Genomic DNA, 16,394 nt, shown 5'->3' with positions numbered 1-16,394 from the left:
GGGCTATGTCAGCAGCATCCCGCAAGCACACCTGCCCCAAACCCGTGTGGGCTGCACTTGAAGCAATCAGGCGGGGTGAAACCGCGGACGCCACCGAATCAGAAACACTCGAATTCAAAGAAGACCCCACCTTCAACCCCCGCTCCACAAACCCCCAACAAGCTGTCATCGACAAAATCATCGAAGCCGCAGTCTGCCTCGCCAACGGCACACACGCACCCACCTACATCGTGGTTGGAGTCGCCGACAAAATCCCCGGAGTCACCGCAATCAAAGGCACCGACATCAACCCCACACAGCTACACCACACAATCGCCAACAAAACCCAACCCCCACTCACAGTGCACATACAGCCACTCAACTACTGCGACCGACGCCTACTCATCATCGAAATACCAGCCACCACCAGCTGCCACAGCACCACAGAAGGGAAAATACTCCGCCGCGAAGGCAAACAATGCATCCGCCTCAACAACAACGAAGACAAACAATGAACTACCGTGACGAACGAAAAAGCTTAAGATTTACCTTCGACCCCGAAGCCGACGCCTCCTACCTCTACCTCACCAATGAAGGCACAGCGGCGAGTCAAACGGTCATCGACACCGACCGCGGCATAGTAATTCTCGACCACGACAAACACGGGCGCATTCTCGGCATCGAAATTCTCGGCGCAACCGCCATGCTCCCTGAAGAATGGGAACTCACACAGCAATGAACACCACAGCACAAACCGCACACAACGCCACCAGCACGGACACTGATACTGACGCCGCCACCCAGGATCGCTGCGTAGGGGCGCTAGTCGGACTCGCAGTCGGCGATGCACTCGGCGCACCCGTCGAATTCATGCACCGCGACCGCTTCCCCGCAATCACCGGAATGACCAGCGGCGGAAAATTCAACCTCCCCGCCGGAACCTGGACCGACGACACCTCCATGGCACTATGCATCGCACGCAGCCTCATCGAAACCTCCACATTCGACCTAGCCAACCAACTCGACCGCTACCTCGCATGGCGCGACGAAGGATACCTCAGCAGCACCGGACGATGCTTCGGCATCGGGCAGCAAACACTTAAAGCACTCGGCGACTACCACCTCAACCGCACAATACACCGCAACCCACACAAAAACTGGCGCTCCGGCAACGGCTCCCTCATGCGCCTAGCACCCGTGGCCATGGCCTACCACCCCAACCTTGGGGAAACCGCACGCACCTGCGCGGCAAGCTCTATAACCACCCACCCCGCCCGTGACTGCATTGAAGCCTGCGCCACCTACGGCGTCCTCATCGCCGGAGCAATCCACGGCTGGGACAAAAACACCCTCTTAACTACCGCACACCACCTCGCCACACACGTACATACCAGCGAACTTGCAACCATCCTGCGCGGTAGCTACGCCACAAAACCACGCGCCGAAATCTCCTCCTCCGGCTACGTCCTGCACACCCTCGAAGCCGCACTCTGGGCCTTTGCCCACACCAACACCTTCGAAGAAGGAGCCTGCGCCGCAGCAAACCTCGGCGACGACGCCGACACAGTCACAGCCGTCTACGGCCAACTCGCCGGTGCACACTACGGGGCCCACACCATCCCCACCAGCTGGACACACCAACTACACAACCACCAACTGATCCGCACAACAGCCCACGAACTCTCCCAACTGGCAGGAAAAATACCAGTGGCCACAAGCTCCAAAGAACACTGTGGCCACATCAACTGGGACTTAAACCAGATACCTCAAACTACGCATTAAACCGCTGCGCACGCACACTCCGGCGCAGATGATCCTGACACTCCAACAACACACGCGAAAGCGCGCCGGGTAGCGGGCGGGCAAGCAATTGTTCGCACAGCTGATCAGACTCCGGTTGCTTCGGGAACAACCCCCGAATCAGTCGGTTAGCAATCTCAATAGGATGCTGCGACCAGATGGTTTCCACCCACTGGAAAAAGCGGGCACAATGATCCACCTCAGCATCAGCGACAGGGGCGTTATACGCAGAAATCAACGCATCCACCTCATCATTGGAATAAGCGCCAGGCTGCATCACAAGATCAAAAATCTCATCCTTGACCCCCAGCTCAGGCACACTATAGCGCGCCTGAAGATAACGCACCTGCCCATCCAACGTATGATCAGCCACACGCTCCTGATCCAGCTCATCCACACTGCACTGGCCCATCGCCGACAAAGCAATAAACACACGCCAACGCACATCAGCATCCACCGTCACACCGGCCACCGCGCCGGAAAGAACACCGCGCAGATCCGAAGCGAACTGCTCGCCAGCCACAGTAGCCGCCGCAATAAAAGCACGCAGCAGCACAAGCTGAACATCAGAACCAGGGTGAGAGCTATGCACCAACGCCCACAACTTTGCAGCAAGATCCGCACACACAGGCCCACGGGCAGCAGGAGGCAAAAAATTACTAGCGGCAAAAACCGCATTGCCAAAAATCTGGGTAGAAATACTCGGATTAGACTCAGCCGCACCGTGATCAACCGCGATCTGCACAAAGCGTGCAACATCCAACTGCGCATCACGAGTCATATTCCACAGCGACGTCCACACCACAGCCCGCGAAAGCTCATCACTGATCTCCGAAAGACATTCAGCAAGAGTATCCAGCGAACGGGCATCAAAACCAACAACAGCATAAGTGTGGTCATAATCATTCACCAACACCACATCAGGGGCAACACACCCTGTGGCCTCAGCAACCAACGCACCCTGCCCATGCACAGTCACATCGAATTCCTGCGAACGCAACAACTGGGAGCCATGCTTATTCCACAACGAAACAGTCAACCGATGCGGGCGAGGAGTATCCGCCACCTGATCGATATGCAGCGAGTGGATATAGCCGTCGACAAGCTCAATGCGCGGCGATAAACGATCAGGGCCACACGTAAGCAACCACTTACGCGCCCACTCATCCAAATCATGCTCCGAAAACTTCTTCACAATCTGCAAAAAATCATCGAAAGTTGCGCACGAAAACGCATACGTGCGGAAATACTCGCGGGCAGCCGCGTAAAAATTATCGCGCCCCACAAAATGCACCAACTGCTTCAACACAGCCGCACCCTTAGCGTAAGTAATGCCATCAAAATTCTGGCGGGCAGCATCCACATCAGGGATATCCGCCTTAATAGGGTGCGTCGTGGGCAACTGATCCTGCATATACGCCCAGTTTTTGCGCACACCAGCAAAATTCACCCAAGCAGAACGGAAACGGGTCGCAGCCACAGAAGCATCAGCCCCCATGAACTCAGCAAACGACTCCTTCAACCACAAATCATCCCACCAGCGTGGGGTAACAAGATCACCGAACCACATATGGCTCATTTCGTGCAGAATCGTATTCGCACGACCAGCATGCTGCGCATCAGTAGCATGAGAACGGAAAATATAGGACTCAGTGAACGTGACCAGACCAGGGTTTTCCATCGCACCAAGATTGTATTCGGGAACGAAAATGGAATCGTACTTACCCCACGGATATTCAAAACCATAGTGGGCATCGAAGAAATCCATGCCCTGCTTGGTAATTTCTAAAATTTCAGCATCCACAAACTCCGCCATGGAAGCACGCACCCACACCCCAAGCTCCACAGAAAGCCCAGCCGGTGACGTCCACGTATCATAAGTAGCAACATAAGGACCTGCCGCAAAAGCAGTCAGGTAAGTCGACAGCGGTGGGGTCGGGGCGAAGAAATGAGTGTGCGCCTTGACATGAGTTTCTGGTTGATTACTTAACGCCACCCACCCGTCAGGAACTGTCATCGACACATGAAAACGCGCCTTAAGATCCGGCTGATCAAAACACGGGAAAACCCGCCGCGCATCAGAGGGCTCGAGGTGGGAATACACATAGGTGGCATTGTCGCTGGGGTCGGTGAAACGGTGCAAACCCTGACCCGAACGCGAGTAGGAAGAATGCCCACTGACCTTCACAACATAGGTGGTGTCAGGATCATGGTCGGGCAAGGTAAGGCGGATATGCGCACCATCAAAATCAACGCTGTGCGCAACCCCCTGAACCTCGACCGTATCCACGGATTCACCGAGGTAGTCGAGCACAATATCGCAGCTGGTGCTACGCACAGTGATGGTCGACGTTGCTTGGAATGTAGGTGAGTTTTCCGCCTCACTGATATCGAGGTGAATGCTGTGGGAATCAACCGTGAGCGCCTGGGTGCGCGCCTGTGCATGAAGATACGTTAAGTTCGCGTTGCTCATAGCGCACAAGCTTAAAAGATCACTCGCGCATTATCTGAATCACAGGGGGAAGAAGTGGGCGAGTGTAGTGCAAAAAGTTTAGTTCTCTTGCCTACAACTATTTGCTTGTCGACGCCCCAACAGCGTGAACGGTTTCCATATAGGTTGTCGTGATCCCCACGAGCCCCACACTTCGTTTCGATGTGACCTGCCGCGAGGTAACTCGACTGATCCGCACTCAAACCGCGAATATACGAACCTTGGGATCTAGTAAGTCGAGGTACCTCCAATTTTCATGGGGTGCAATAGCCTCCCGTGCCTAGGAACATATGAGCTTTCTCGACCTTTGTGTGAATACACCAATGAATCTGCATCCCATAATGGGGAAAAGTCGAGTTGTCTTGACTCACCTGGGTCGTGCACCCTGCTTGAAGGAAGCCACCCGCGAGGTAACTCGACTGATTGACGACTCCCCATTGGCCCCAAGGCTTTCCTGAGGCAAAGAGTCGAGTTACTTGTAAGCGCTACAGGGCGTACTACGCACCTAGCATGAGCTGCGTGTGAGGTATCTCGACCTTTCTTTGGAGAACGGTCCAACTCCCTTCGCTGAGGACAGAAAGGTCGAGTTGCTTGATTCGTGTGAGCCCTTGAATCTTGCCTTGAGCGAACCTGCCACAGGGTAACTCGACCAAATTACGTAAAAGCTACGGGTACTCGCCCTAAAGGTAGGAAAAGTCGAGTTATCGACATGCTGTTGCTGTTGGTGTTTGTGGCTAGGCAAAGTTGTCCACAGCTAGGGGATTTAAGGGGATATCAACATCGCGGCGTGGGAACATTGTTCCCTTCGAGATGCGAACTTGCTACAGGTGTGTTCTGATGAAAAGTATGAACACTAATACCTACACCATTACTCGCGGCCTGAATATCTCTCTACCGCTTCATGCTTTAAAAAACCTGCGGAAAAACCCACAAGGTATGCGGGTAAAAATCAGAAAACTCGCCTGTACCCAAGCAATTGATTCCGAGGTGTTTCAGCGCCTTCCTCCTAGCTCACGCAACCTCATGCGCTGTTATGCAGTAGCTTCAACATCTCGTACTGCTGTACTTGTTGGTAGGGCAGCTGCCTGTTTTTAGGTATTCCTTTTATCTCTAACACCACAGATTTTGCTACCGTGCATGTCGCACTGCCTGGGAGGATGAAACCTCCGGCGAAAAACCAGCGCAGTCCCTATGTCTCATACACTTCTAGGCTGTTGCCGGAAGAGGACATTGTGGAAGAAAACGGTGTCCGTGTGACAAAAATTTCCCGTACATTCGTGGATCTGGTAGCTAAAGAAGAAGACGAAGATATCGCCATAACTTTTATCGAGGCAGCGTTTACACAAGGGCGTATCACGAAAATCCAAGCCTATGCCGACATCAAATCTATGCCGAGCATCGCGGGTAAACCCCGAGCCTTGGAGTTGTTGAAAACCGCGAAAGAAGGAAGTGAAAGCCTTTATGAGACTAAAGCCCGCCGGTTGATTGAACGTGTACTTGACCGCATTCCAGAAATAACCAGCGTAGAAATTCAAGTACCTGTTAATCAATACCGGATCGATATTGTGGTTAACGGTTTCATAGGGATAGAAATCGACGGGCGGGCTAAGACCCGTAACAACTACCATGCGCTTGAAGATGAACGTTATCGGGAAAAAATTATCCAAAACCTCGGCTACATCATCATGCGCTTCCGACCAGAGGAAGTAGATCCCAGCCTGAGTAGAGCCGATATCCCCAACCTTGATCCCCTTGATCACCCGATGATCTATCAGCTACGAACACTATTAAAAAACCACCACAAACGTGCGGCGCACCTAGCGGTAAAACAAAGGTAGATTTAGGTCCTTTTGGCAAGGAGTCTTTCCACCCCACGCCAGCCAAGAATCAGCAGGCCGGACATGATGGTTGCGACGATGATGAAGGAAATGTGGGGGATTTCGCCGTGGCGAAACGCCCAGATTTTCAAGCCCACCACAGCGCAAAGACCCCACACAATCACACCGGAACGCCAGGTGGTGCCATCGTGGCCAAATGCGAAAATAACAGCGCCGGCTGCGAGTGCGCCAAGGGCAAAAGGCCACCAGGTGTCCAGCACTGCGGGAACACTGAGCCCGCCGTGGGCAAGTCGGGCGAGAACGGCAAAGACGAAGGTGGCCAGGATGTCTTTAAACAGTGTTTTCATGAAGAAAAGTCCTTATAGAGTGAAAGATACACGCGCAGCACACGTGCACAGACAAAAGTCTCACCTTCAAGCTTAGGCTTCTTGAGCCCGCATTCCACCGCGGGCGACGGAGACGAAGTACCACAGCCACCCAATGATGGTGATAAAGGCGAAGGAAATAATCCGGTACACAAATACTACGCCGAAGGCACTGGAAGCGGTCATACCGACAGCCACGAGGCTTGCGGTCATGGCGGCTTCCACAGGGCCCACGCCAGCAGGGGTGATTTGGGCGGAGCCAACGATTTTTGCGGTGACAAACGCAAGAGTGATGCCAAGGACGGTGGTGTGGTTTTCCGGCCACTCAAAGGCAGGGTAGATGCCGGTGACTGCACCCACGCACAACCAGAGGGCGAGGATATCGAGTACCCAGTTAGATAGCGAAAGCAGTGCCACAATGAGGAATTGGGTGGGGCTTAGCCGAACGGCGTCGAGCTGAAAAAAGTGCTTCTTGAGGGATTCTTGCTGAGCTGAGAAGTCCTTGCGCAGCACTTTCCCTGCACCGTGGAGAATACGGATTACGAAGCGGGAAGAGGGCTGTGGATTATTGGCAGCCCACCATACGAGGAGTGCCAACCCGATGAGGATGATGGCCGAGCCGATCAGGGGTGTGAGGGAAAAACTTGCACCAAGAAAGAAAATGGAGATTAATCCGAGAGCGATCAGCCACACGGTTGACAGTGCGCCAGACAGCATGATGAACCAGGAACTGACCATCACGGACACAGCCCAGGTGCGCATGGTGCGGAACTGGTAGACGGTGGAAATCGCTGCCCCGCCGGGGAAGGTGGAAGACCACGAGTTGGCGATGAAGGTCAGGGCGAGAGTGTCTACTGGTTTGATGGCGTACCCGCCGGCGTTGAGCAGGCGACGCATCACTTCGGCCATGGCCCACATGCTCAGCGCAACGGCGATGAAGGAGGCGATGAGTCCGCCGGGGCGTGCGCGTAGCATTTCGGACATGCCGGTGGCCAGGAAGGGCATTTTGTCGCGTAGGAGAAAGGCCGCCAGCGCCATGATGGCGAGCGGCCCGAAAAACCTGACCCATTTATTGCCAAGCAGGGTTTTATCCTTCATCCTTGAGGCGTTTGAGCAGTTCGGCGAAGGGAACGAGCTCGTTGTCTTCCGCGGCTAGGCGTCCGCTGCGTCCTGCGGCGCGGGGGTCGATAATGTTGGCCTCGTGAATCGGGGTTTCGTCGTCCACTGGGATTTCCTTAGCTGTTGCGTCGGCAACGTTGGGGGTCATCGCGTTTGAGGAGTCCATCTTAGTCGCGGGTGCAGGGGCGGGAACAACTAAAGTAACGGGGCTAACATTTTCAGCGCGCTGTGGCTGTTTCTCATCGGCGAGGCTGTGTGTGCGGTTGTCGATGCTGGGGAACAAGGCCATGGTGACAGTACTTGCGTCCTTGTCCCTTATGCTGCCGTGCTGCGTATCGACGCCGTTAACAGGTGCAGACACGGTGTCGGCGTCGTCACGGCGTGGGGTGCTGGGAACGGAGTGCGCGTCAGTTGGTGCGGAGTTGTGCCCAAGGAGTGCGGATGCGCGTGTGATAAAGTTCGGTGCCCACCAGTTGTCTTCGCGGAGAAGATGCATCACGGCGGGCACGAGCAGCATGCGGATGATGGTGGCGTCGAAGATGAGGGCGAAAATCATGCCGAAGGCAATGTATTTCATCATGATGATGTCGGAGAAACCGAAGGCCCCACAGACCACGATCATGATGAGTGCGGCGGCAGTGATGATGCCGCCGGTGTGGGCGGTGCCTGCTTTAATTGCCTCGTCTGTGCTTGCGCCGTGATCGCGGGCTTCGACCATGCGCGAGACTAAGAACACTTCGTAGTCGGTGCTGAGCCCGTACACAATTGCCATGATCAACACCAGTACGGGGCTCATCAGTGGGCCGGGGGTGAAGTGGAAAAGTTCGGCGCCGATGCCGTCGACGAACATGGCGGTGAGAATGCCCAAGGTTGCGCCCATGCCCAGAATTGTCATAATGATTGCCTTGGCGGGAAGAATCAGCGAACCGAAGACTAGGGCCATCAGCAGGAATGTTGCCAGCACAATGTATAGGGCCATCCAGGGGAGCTTGGCAAACAGTGCCTCAATTGACTCCACCTCCAGCGCTGGGGTGCCGCCGATATACAGGTTCACACCTTCAGGGGCGTTAATGGTGCGCAGCTGGTCAACGACTTCCTCATGCAAGCTGCGGTCGCTGATACCCGCTGAGAGTACTGTAGTGCCATCGCTGGTGGGGGAGGAAGGGGCGAAACGTGAACTGAGCCCTGTGATGTGGTTGGCTTGCTGGAAAATAGCGACGAGCTGATCGTTCGTCGCACCCGTGACCACCAGTTTGATGGGTTCGGTGCGAAACTCTGGGAACTGCTCGTTGAATGTGGTTTGGGCGCTGCGTACCTCATGCGATGGGGGGAGGTAGGTTTCGTTGATGCCACCAAATTTCACTCCCGCGAGTGGCAGCGTTAGCGCGAGTAAACCGGCCACCAAGGCGATGGTGACCAGACCCGCGCGTTTCATGGCGAAGGCAGGAATCCGGTACCACCAGGTGGATTCGATGCTGCGGGCGCGGCGGCTGCTGCGGCGAATGGTGAGGAAATCAATCTTCGTGCCCAACAGTGCGAACAAGGCGGGCAGCAGGGTCACCGAAAGCAGTGCAGCCAAGCCCACAGCGCTAATGGCACCATAAGCAACAGACTTGAGGAATGCTTGGGGGAAGATCAAAAGCCCTGACAATGCGACGGCGACCATTGCGGCGGAAAAGACCACGGTTTTACCGGCCGTGGCGGTGGTGATACGCACCGCGTTGCGGATATCTTCCGTGCTTAGGGCCTGCGTGGGTGCGCTGGCGCGATCATCGACTGCGGTGGCGCTGATGCGGTCGAGTTCTTCGCGGAAGCGCGAGACCATGAACAATCCGTAGTCGATGGCAAGACCTAAGCCCAGCAAAGTCACCACAGACTGGGCAAAGACGTTTACTTGGGTGAAACCAGCCAGAATTGCCAGCATGGACAGCGAACCGAGGATTGACAGTCCGCCCACGATCAGCGGCATGGCGGCGGCCACGACGGAGCCGAAAACAAACAGCAGCATTAAGCCCACGGCGGGCAGGGCGTAGAGCTCAGCGCGTTTAATGTCACCTGCCATGCCGGCGTCCAGCGCATCAGCTACTGCGGTCGCCCCGGCGATCTCAACGTCAATGTCGCTGTGCAGTAACTTCGCTTCAAGCAGGGAGGGCTGGATGGTGCGGAAGTCTTTGAGGGTTTGCTCACTGTCGCCTTTGAGTGCGATCGCGGCAAAAGCGGTGGTGCTGTCTGCAGATTTCAGCTTCGGGTTGCGCTTATCAAAAAAACTGGTCACCGAATCAATCTGATCCGGATACTGCTCTTTGAGCGCTGTGAGAAAACCCTGGATTTCGGCAAAATGGGGAGATTGTTCAATCCCGCCGGGGTTGGTGGTGTCACTAAACAGCATGATCACATCGCCGGAGTTGTCACGTCCGAAGGTGTCGAGTTCGATCTTTGCTGCTTGAGTGGAGGAAGAACCGGGATCGTCCCAGCCTTCCTGGCTCATCTTGTCCGCAAGCGTGACCCCGAACATGAGATGGAGACCTACGATGGCGGCCAGAATCACAAGGGGCAGAATTTTGCGGAAGCGAAAAGCCCCATCACCCAGGCGGTTAAACATTGAACAATCCTTCCCTAACTGCGCGAAGAAAGCAGCGCAGACAGTGGGCGGAACGGCTGCAACCAAGCACCGGATTCCGGCAAACTATCCAGCGAAATACGAGGAAGCGGCTCGCGGAATACGCCAGGAATTTCTTCCAGATCGACGAAGTTCAGCAGCTCACTGGTCGTAGCCCAGGAGGCGTGCTCGTGGAAACCTAAAACGGTGACCGCAACGCCTTCGGCGGCGAGCTCTTCTAAGGTTTCGCGGAAATTCTGGCCGTCGGCGGAGGCAACAACGACACCTTGCAAAACACCTTCAGCGTGTCGACGTCGGATATGCTCCAGCATGTCCGGATCGACATCCGTTTCCTCAGTCTTTTTTGGCTTCGCGAACACCGCGAAACCCACGTTACGCAGCGCTTCAACCCAGGGGCGCACGTTATCGGCGCCACCGGAGGTGACGTTGGTGAACACGGTTGCTTCTGCCTCAACGCGCGTGCCACGCTGGTGGCTGAGCTCGCCGGCGCGTGCCAAAAGCCAGCGGCCGATGGCGTCAAAGCGTGGGCGGTGGGCGGCATTGGGGCGGCCACCAAGGATGGCGCCGAGACCCATGTCGAGGTTGGGGGCATCCCAGATCAGCAGCAGGGTGTCTTTGGTTGCGGGAATGGCCGCGCCGGGGGCGAAGGCGGTGTCGAATTCAAAGGAGGGGTCGAGGGTTTCCATTATTTTTTCCTCCAGAGGAATTCGGTGATCACGTGATCTTTTTTCAGACCCTTGCCTTCAAACTTGGTGATCACTTGGCGATCCACAAGTTGTGGGCATTGTTCCCATGGCCAGCCCATGTATTCCAGCATGGGTTCGACCTCGACGAGTTCGTTGATCCATTCGGCGTAGTCGGCGTGGTCGGTAGCAACATGCAGCACGCCGCCTTTTTTCAGGCGGGTGGCGATCAGGTTGAGTACACCTGATTGGATGATGCGGCGCTTGTGGTGACGAGCTTTGGGCCAGGGGTCAGGGAAGAAGATGCGCACACCGTCGAGGGATTCTTCGGCGAACATGCGGGTCAGTACTTCCACACCGTCGCCGCGGATCATGCGGATGTTGCTGAGTTCGCCGCGCACGGCTGCGCCGAGAAGTTTGGCCAAACCTGGTTTGTACAGTTCGCAGGCGATGATGTTGGTGTCAGCTTCGAGTGGCGCCATGGCTGCGGTGGAGGTGCCGGTGCCAGAGCCAATTTCTAAAATGGTGGGGTGGCCTTCGCGACCGAACCATTCGGTGAGGTTGATCTGTTCGTCGGAGAGCACTGTGCCGAGTTGTGGCCAGTGCTGTTCCCACAGTGCTTCTTGGTTTTCGGTGAGCGTTCCGCGGCGGAAGCTGACCGTGCCAAGGCGTGGGTAGTCGAGATCGTTATTGAATTCGGTGTTGAAATCGGTTTGGAGGGGACGCCCCTTGGGGAGCTCGCCCACCTTCTTTTCGGAATTATCAGTAGTAGACATCCTTTCTATTGTGCCTTCTTAGGGGGTGAAAACTCAATATTTTGCAGTTGGTGATGCGTCTGCATCTGCCCAGTTGCGGCGCTATTCCTTTCGGATTGGGCTCACTGTTGTGCTGCTGTATCACCTGCGTTGTGTGCAGTAAGGCGGGTGTGGGGGTGGCGGTCGGGAAGGTATGACAGGTGGGGTCACTGGATATTACCAGACAGGGTTAGTGTGAAAAAGTACACAAGTGTGATCTGTGTCTGTGAAATTTTTGATATCAGTGGTGGCGAAAACTGGGGATGAAGAGTACGGGGCTGAGCTTGTCGACGTCGCTCCGTGTGGGCGGTGATGGCACTCGTGGCAGGCTAGAAAGATATCTGCTGACCTAGTACTTAGTGCTTCACGGGTAGTGAAATGTGTAACTGCATAAGCGCGACGAATGGTGCTTCTTGCCCCCGTTTGAGGGGGATTTTCGCTTATTGAAAAAAGTCACAGTACCCCCAAAGGGGGAAAGTTGTTTCTGTTTGAGCCAGTATTTTTGCAGGCTGCGCATGTGTGGACAGGGGGTAGTTTCTGTGAGGCTGATTCACTGTGAGATTGCTAACTTGGATCGGCTCCGCGAAGCGGGGTGGATTCTGGCTAGGCTTTATTTTTGGAAACACCGTAAAAAAGGCACGTGAACAAACGTCAGGAGAAACGATGTCCAACGTGGTAATCAAGGGACTTGTAGGCGAGGCCCCAACTAAGAATGAGAAGCTGCTGCAGTGGATCGCTGAGAACGTTGAGATGTTCCAGCCGGATCGTGTGGTCTTTGCTGATGGTTCCGATGAAGAGTGGGGCCGCATGACCTCCGAGCTTGTTGAAGCTGGCACTCTGATTCGTCTGAACCCTGAGAAGCGACCAAATTCCTTCCTGGCTCGCTCTAACCCTAGCGACGTCGCTCGCGTGGAGTCTCGCACCTTCATCTGCTCGGAGACCGAGGATGGTGCTGGTCCTACCAACAACTGGTACGACCCTGCGAAGATGAAGGCGGAGTTGACGCAGCGTTTCACCGGCGCCATGAAGGGCCGGACCATGTACGTTGTGCCTTTCGCGATGGGTCCTTTGTCTGCTGATGAGCCAAAGATTGGTATTCAGCTGACTGATTCCCCTTATGTTGTTTTGTCCATGCGAATCATGACCCGCATGGGCCAGGCAGCGCTGGATCGTTTGGGCGATAAGGATTTCGTCCGCTGCCTGCACTCGGTGGGTCACCCACTGGCTGAGGGTGAGGAAGATGTTGCATGGCCTTGCAACGATGAGAAGTACATCACCCACTTCCCTGAGACCAAGGAGATTTGGTCTTATGGTTCCGGCTACGGCGGTAACGCAATTTTGGCGAAGAAGTGCTTCGCGCTGCGTATCGCTTCCGTGATGGCGAAGGAAGAGGGCTGGATGGCTGAGCACATGCTCATTCTGAAGCTGACCAGCCCTGAGGGTAAGAACTACAATGTTGCTGCGGCTTTCCCTTCTGCTTGCGGTAAGACCAACCTTGCGATGATCACCCCCACCATTCCTGGTTGGAGTGCTGAGGTTGTTGGTGACGATATTGCGTGGATTCAGTTCGGTGAGGACGGCCACCTGTACGCGTTCAACCCTGAGAATGGTTTCTTCGGTGTTGCGCCTGGTACTAACTACCAGTCGAACCCCATGGCTATGAAGACCATGGAGCCCGGTAACACCATTTTCACCAACGTTGCGTTGACTGATGATGGCGATGTGTGGTGGGAAGGCATGACTGATCAGCCTCCTGCGCATCTGATTGACTGGCATGGCCATGACTGGACTCCTGAGTCTGGCGTTGAGGCTGCTCACCCGAACTCTCGTTACGCTGTGCCGATTGTTCAGTGCCCAATTGCTGCACCTGAGGTTGATGATCCTAAGGGTGTTCGCATTGATGCGATCCTGTTCGGTGGCCGTCGCCCTGACACTGTTCCTTTGGTCACTGAGTCTCATTCGTGGAACCATGGCACGATGATTGGTTCGCTGCTGGCGTCTGGTCAGACTGCTGCTGCTGAGGGTGTTGTTGGTGCGCTGCGCCATGACCCAATGGCTATGCTGCCGTTCATTGGCTACAACGCTGGCGAGTACTTGCAGCACTGGATTGATATGGGTGCTAAGGGTGGCGAGAAGATGCCGAAGATCTTCCTCGTGAACTGGTTCCGTAAGGGCAAGGATGGCCGTTTCTTGTGGCCTGGCTTCGGCGATAACTCTCGCGTGTTGAAGTGGATTGTTGACCGCATTGAGGGTCGCGTTGGTGCTCGTGAGACTGTGGTTGGCTACACCGCGAATGTTGAGGATCTGGACCTGGAAGGCCTGGAGGGCTACTCGGTTGAGGATGTTCGTGAGGCGTTGACTGCTCCTGCCTCGAACTGGGCGAATGATTTGGATGAGAACGAGGCTTACCTGAAGTCTTTGGGCAAGCATGTTCCTGCCGAGATTTTTGAGGAGTTCGCTGCTTTACGTAAGCGCGTGAATGCCGCTATTGCTAAGCGCGAGCGCTAAAGAGCGTAGAGCTTTATGAGCTAACGGGCTGGTTTTCTTCAAAGGAAACCAGCCCGTTTATCAATGAATGAGTCGCATGAGCGATCCTCGGGGATGAGGTGAGGGGCTCATGTCTTGTGCTTGTGATATCACGCTCATGATGGAGCCATTTTGTTTGAGAAAGCCCTGCGTGGATTCATGGAGAATTGTTATCATTCATGGAGTGAGCATTTACGCGTTCCGACTCAATAATGCTCGCTGTGGTTGCAATATAATTGAGTGAATGTCGGGGGACGTTGTGGCTGATAGCGATAATAAGTTTTTCTATGAAACTGGCCTCCAAAAATTTTTTACAGACCCTCCCGCACTTGTGAAACACCCCGTTGGGAGCATTCTTCTCCCTGTAAGTTTGGCTGTATTACCGGCCATCCATCCGCATGTAACTACTGGATGGTTTGTCTGTGCTTGTATCGTTTTTGTGCTCATAGTACTGCTCCATTTAGCCTTCCTGCTCGGTGAGCAGTGGAGGAAAAAGAAGGCGGCAGAGATGGAGAAAAATGCATTAATAGAATTGCAAAAGAATTATGAATTAGAGATTTCCAAACTTCTCGATGAGCTCAATATAAGCCTGGTGCAAGTACTGGATGTGGGTAATAGAGCCGATAAGAAGCGAAATCATGATGCTTTCGTCGGAGCAAGAAAGGCCATTGTGGTGTTGGTGCGCAACCAGCTTGGATCAACCAATGGGGTTCGGGTGAATCACTTTGAAGTCGACCAGACACAAACAAAGTTGATTCCTGTAAGTAATCGTTCTTCGGTGGGCGGTGAACGGATTTCGACGAGAATATTCACAGAAAACGACGAAACCTTTAATCTGGCGTGCAAAGGCCAGAGCCGACTGGAAACAGACACCAGTAATCTTGATGAAGATGAATTGCCCTACGAAACCTTTGTTACGGCACCAATCATCGCCGGAAATCGACTTTATGGTTTACTGACGGTTGATTCAGAAAAGAAAGGCGACCTTGGTGAATTTGATAAAAGCCTTCTCATCCATTTTGCGAGCCAAATGGCAGTCACGTACACCTACGAAAGTTCGCAAGCGTTCTACATTGAGTTGAACGGCCATGGTACTATCGAGAGCGAACACACCACACACCAAGGGGACCTCTCATGAGTGAACGTAAAAAGCAGACCTCATTTTTCACTGATGTTACCTATACTGAGCGGATTCGCCTGCTCAAGGCTGATCCTGAGGCGTATTTTCGTCAGTATCCACGCCCAGAATTTGGTTTTGTAGCGGCCCGTCGTGAGGCTGCGCAAGAAGAGAAGAAATAAAAACCCATTAAACTCGGTAGATCAGGTGGCTACTAAAAATATTGCAGTAGGCACGTAGAGTCTCACCAAATACACCTAATTCTGCCTATTCCACGTCGCGGGAATGGGCAGTTTCTGTTTTGCGCAACACAATCACAAGATTGCTGGTCAAAAACTCCCTGAGCAGCGGAATTTTCACAACCCACCACGCCCACCACGGATGATAACGGGGGAAAAGCCCCACAATCTCCGCCCCAGATTCATGCGCCCACTTCAGGCCCGCGGTGCAGGAGAGAGCAAATAAGGACTCGCCAAACACATTCTTCGGTGGTCGGCCATGTTTTTTCTCATAACGCTCACGCGCGAAATGCCCACCCACATAGTGCTGCCACAGGCCCGTCTCATGCCCCCCGAAAGGCCCCAGCCACACCGTGTAGCTGAGCACAACCATCCCACCCGGTGTGCACACCCGCAGCATTTCTTCGCCCATGCGCCACGGTTGGGGCACATGCTCAGCCACATTGGAGGAGTACACCACATCGAAGCTTTCGTCGGCGAAAGGCAATGCCATGCCATCGCCGCGCACCGCATTATTTAGTGCAATACCCGCGGCAGACATTTCACCCACGCTCGGTTCCAAACCCACATACCACGCGCCAGCGTGTTCAAATTCTTCGGCGAAATACCCAGGTCCCCCACCGACATCCAGCACACGTTGGCGGGAAAGTGGCTGGTTGGCGGCGTCGATAAGCACAGCTTCGATCAGCTCACGAGTATCGCGGGCAAGCAATGAATAGAAGTGATCGGGATTGCTTTGTTCTACCTTCACGGCGCGCAAAAGTGCGCACGCACGGCTGAAGGTGGCGCGGGCGCGGGTGTTGCGTAATTTCACGCCTTACTA

Annotated in this window: 14 protein-coding genes; 7 read left to right on the top strand and 7 right to left on the bottom strand. The window is 54.5% G+C overall.

The features are described from left to right. Window positions 1-5 precede the first annotated feature (5 nt). The 3 genes from CFELI_RS12355 to CFELI_RS12345 are packed head-to-tail and all read left to right on the top strand — an operon-like array spanning window position 6 to window position 1,761. Window positions 6-494 carry an AlbA family DNA-binding domain-containing protein gene (locus tag CFELI_RS12355; protein ID WP_277105167.1) on the top strand — a complete coding sequence of 163 codons (489 nt, stop codon included), beginning with the start codon at window positions 6-8 and terminating at the stop codon, window positions 492-494. Next, window positions 491-718: a DUF2283 domain-containing protein gene (locus tag CFELI_RS12350; RefSeq protein ID WP_277105166.1), complete on the top strand. Its 228-nt coding sequence runs from the start codon at window positions 491-493 to the stop codon at window positions 716-718. Before CFELI_RS12355 ends, CFELI_RS12350 begins: the two co-directional genes overlap by 4 nt. Continuing rightward, complete coding sequence (locus CFELI_RS12345) at window positions 715-1,761, top strand: ADP-ribosylglycohydrolase family protein (RefSeq protein ID WP_277105165.1); 1,047 nt, start codon at window positions 715-717, stop codon at window positions 1,759-1,761. Before CFELI_RS12350 ends, CFELI_RS12345 begins: the two co-directional genes overlap by 4 nt. On the opposite strand, the gene pepN is transcribed toward CFELI_RS12345, so the two are convergent. Continuing rightward, window positions 1,751-4,252 (bottom strand): aminopeptidase N, encoded by a 2,502-nt coding sequence (gene pepN / locus CFELI_RS12340; protein WP_277105164.1) that lies wholly within the window; start codon window positions 4,250-4,252, stop codon window positions 1,751-1,753. The genes CFELI_RS12345 and pepN overlap by 11 nt on opposite strands. A 1,151-nt stretch (window positions 4,253-5,403) precedes the next feature. Between pepN and CFELI_RS12335 the strand changes: the two genes are divergently transcribed. Further along, on the top strand, window positions 5,404-6,108 hold the full coding sequence (locus CFELI_RS12335) for a DUF559 domain-containing protein (RefSeq protein WP_277105163.1): 705 nt from the start codon (window positions 5,404-5,406) through the stop codon (window positions 6,106-6,108). A 2-nt stretch (window positions 6,109-6,110) separates the two neighbouring features. Here the strand turns inward: CFELI_RS12335 and CFELI_RS12330 are convergent, their stop codons facing one another. The 5 genes from CFELI_RS12330 to trmB all read right to left on the bottom strand — a co-directional run bounded on the left by CFELI_RS12330 (window position 6,111) and on the right by trmB (window position 11,671). Continuing rightward, window positions 6,111-6,455: a DUF3054 domain-containing protein gene (locus CFELI_RS12330; protein WP_277105162.1), complete on the bottom strand. Its 345-nt coding sequence runs from the start codon at window positions 6,453-6,455 to the stop codon at window positions 6,111-6,113. A 72-nt stretch (window positions 6,456-6,527) separates the two neighbouring features. Then, window positions 6,528-7,571: a lysylphosphatidylglycerol synthase transmembrane domain-containing protein gene (locus CFELI_RS12325; RefSeq protein ID WP_277105161.1), complete on the bottom strand. Its 1,044-nt coding sequence runs from the start codon at window positions 7,569-7,571 to the stop codon at window positions 6,528-6,530. Continuing rightward, window positions 7,561-10,194, bottom strand: coding sequence for an MMPL family transporter (locus CFELI_RS12320; protein ID WP_277105160.1), 2,634 nt, complete (start codon window positions 10,192-10,194; stop codon window positions 7,561-7,563). Before CFELI_RS12320 ends, CFELI_RS12325 begins: the two co-directional genes overlap by 11 nt. A gap of 14 nt (window positions 10,195-10,208) precedes the next feature. Next, window positions 10,209-10,898: an NYN domain-containing protein gene (locus CFELI_RS12315; RefSeq protein WP_277105159.1), complete on the bottom strand. Its 690-nt coding sequence runs from the start codon at window positions 10,896-10,898 to the stop codon at window positions 10,209-10,211. Then, the gene (gene trmB / locus CFELI_RS12310) at window positions 10,898-11,671 is read right to left on the bottom strand and encodes a tRNA (guanosine(46)-N7)-methyltransferase TrmB (protein ID WP_277105158.1); all 774 of its coding nucleotides are present in this window, start codon (window positions 11,669-11,671) and stop codon (window positions 10,898-10,900) included. The genes CFELI_RS12315 and trmB overlap by 1 nt, the downstream gene beginning before the upstream one ends. A 681-nt stretch (window positions 11,672-12,352) precedes the next feature. Here trmB and CFELI_RS12305 point away from each other — a divergent pair. The 3 genes from CFELI_RS12305 (at window position 12,353) to CFELI_RS12295 (ending at window position 15,514) form a co-directional block, all read left to right on the top strand. After that, complete coding sequence (locus tag CFELI_RS12305) at window positions 12,353-14,197, top strand: phosphoenolpyruvate carboxykinase (GTP) (protein ID WP_277105157.1); 1,845 nt, start codon at window positions 12,353-12,355, stop codon at window positions 14,195-14,197. Window positions 14,198-14,474: 277 nt separating this feature from the next. Further along, the gene (locus CFELI_RS12300) at window positions 14,475-15,353 is read left to right on the top strand and encodes a GAF domain-containing protein (protein ID WP_277105156.1); all 879 of its coding nucleotides are present in this window, start codon (window positions 14,475-14,477) and stop codon (window positions 15,351-15,353) included. Continuing rightward, window positions 15,350-15,514 (top strand): hypothetical protein, encoded by a 165-nt coding sequence (locus tag CFELI_RS12295; protein WP_277105155.1) that lies wholly within the window; start codon window positions 15,350-15,352, stop codon window positions 15,512-15,514. Before CFELI_RS12300 ends, CFELI_RS12295 begins: the two co-directional genes overlap by 4 nt. A gap of 85 nt (window positions 15,515-15,599) precedes the next feature. On the opposite strand, the gene CFELI_RS12290 is transcribed toward CFELI_RS12295, so the two are convergent. After that, the gene (locus CFELI_RS12290; protein ID WP_277105154.1) at window positions 15,600-16,385 is read right to left on the bottom strand and encodes a class I SAM-dependent methyltransferase; all 786 of its coding nucleotides are present in this window, start codon (window positions 16,383-16,385) and stop codon (window positions 15,600-15,602) included. Window positions 16,386-16,394: the final 9 nt, after the last annotated feature.

Source organism: Corynebacterium felinum, from assembly GCF_030408755.1.
In the GTDB taxonomy this organism is placed as follows: domain Bacteria; phylum Actinomycetota; class Actinomycetes; order Mycobacteriales; family Mycobacteriaceae; genus Corynebacterium; species Corynebacterium felinum.
This window is presented reverse-complemented; position numbering and strand designations above follow the sequence as displayed.

Excerpts from the sequence above, each read along its gene's own strand:
- CFELI_RS12355 (WP_277105167.1), top strand. The coding sequence starts at position 6 with ATGTCAGCAGCATCCCGCAAGCACACCTGCCCCAAACCCGTGTGGGCT.
- CFELI_RS12350 (WP_277105166.1), top strand. The coding sequence starts at position 491 with ATGAACTACCGTGACGAACGAAAAAGCTTAAGATTTACCTTCGACCCC.
- CFELI_RS12345 (WP_277105165.1), top strand. The coding sequence starts at position 715 with ATGAACACCACAGCACAAACCGCACACAACGCCACCAGCACGGACACT.
- pepN (WP_277105164.1), bottom strand. The coding sequence starts at position 4,252 with ATGAGCAACGCGAACTTAACGTATCTTCATGCACAGGCGCGCACCCAG.
- CFELI_RS12330 (WP_277105162.1), bottom strand. The coding sequence starts at position 6,455 with ATGAAAACACTGTTTAAAGACATCCTGGCCACCTTCGTCTTTGCCGTT.
- CFELI_RS12325 (WP_277105161.1), bottom strand. The coding sequence starts at position 7,571 with ATGAAGGATAAAACCCTGCTTGGCAATAAATGGGTCAGGTTTTTCGGG.
- CFELI_RS12320 (WP_277105160.1), bottom strand. The coding sequence starts at position 10,194 with ATGTTTAACCGCCTGGGTGATGGGGCTTTTCGCTTCCGCAAAATTCTG.
- CFELI_RS12315 (WP_277105159.1), bottom strand. The coding sequence starts at position 10,898 with ATGGAAACCCTCGACCCCTCCTTTGAATTCGACACCGCCTTCGCCCCC.
- trmB (WP_277105158.1), bottom strand. The coding sequence starts at position 11,671 with ATGTCTACTACTGATAATTCCGAAAAGAAGGTGGGCGAGCTCCCCAAG.
- CFELI_RS12305 (WP_277105157.1), top strand. The coding sequence starts at position 12,353 with ATGTCCAACGTGGTAATCAAGGGACTTGTAGGCGAGGCCCCAACTAAG.
- CFELI_RS12295 (WP_277105155.1), top strand. The coding sequence starts at position 15,350 with ATGAGTGAACGTAAAAAGCAGACCTCATTTTTCACTGATGTTACCTAT.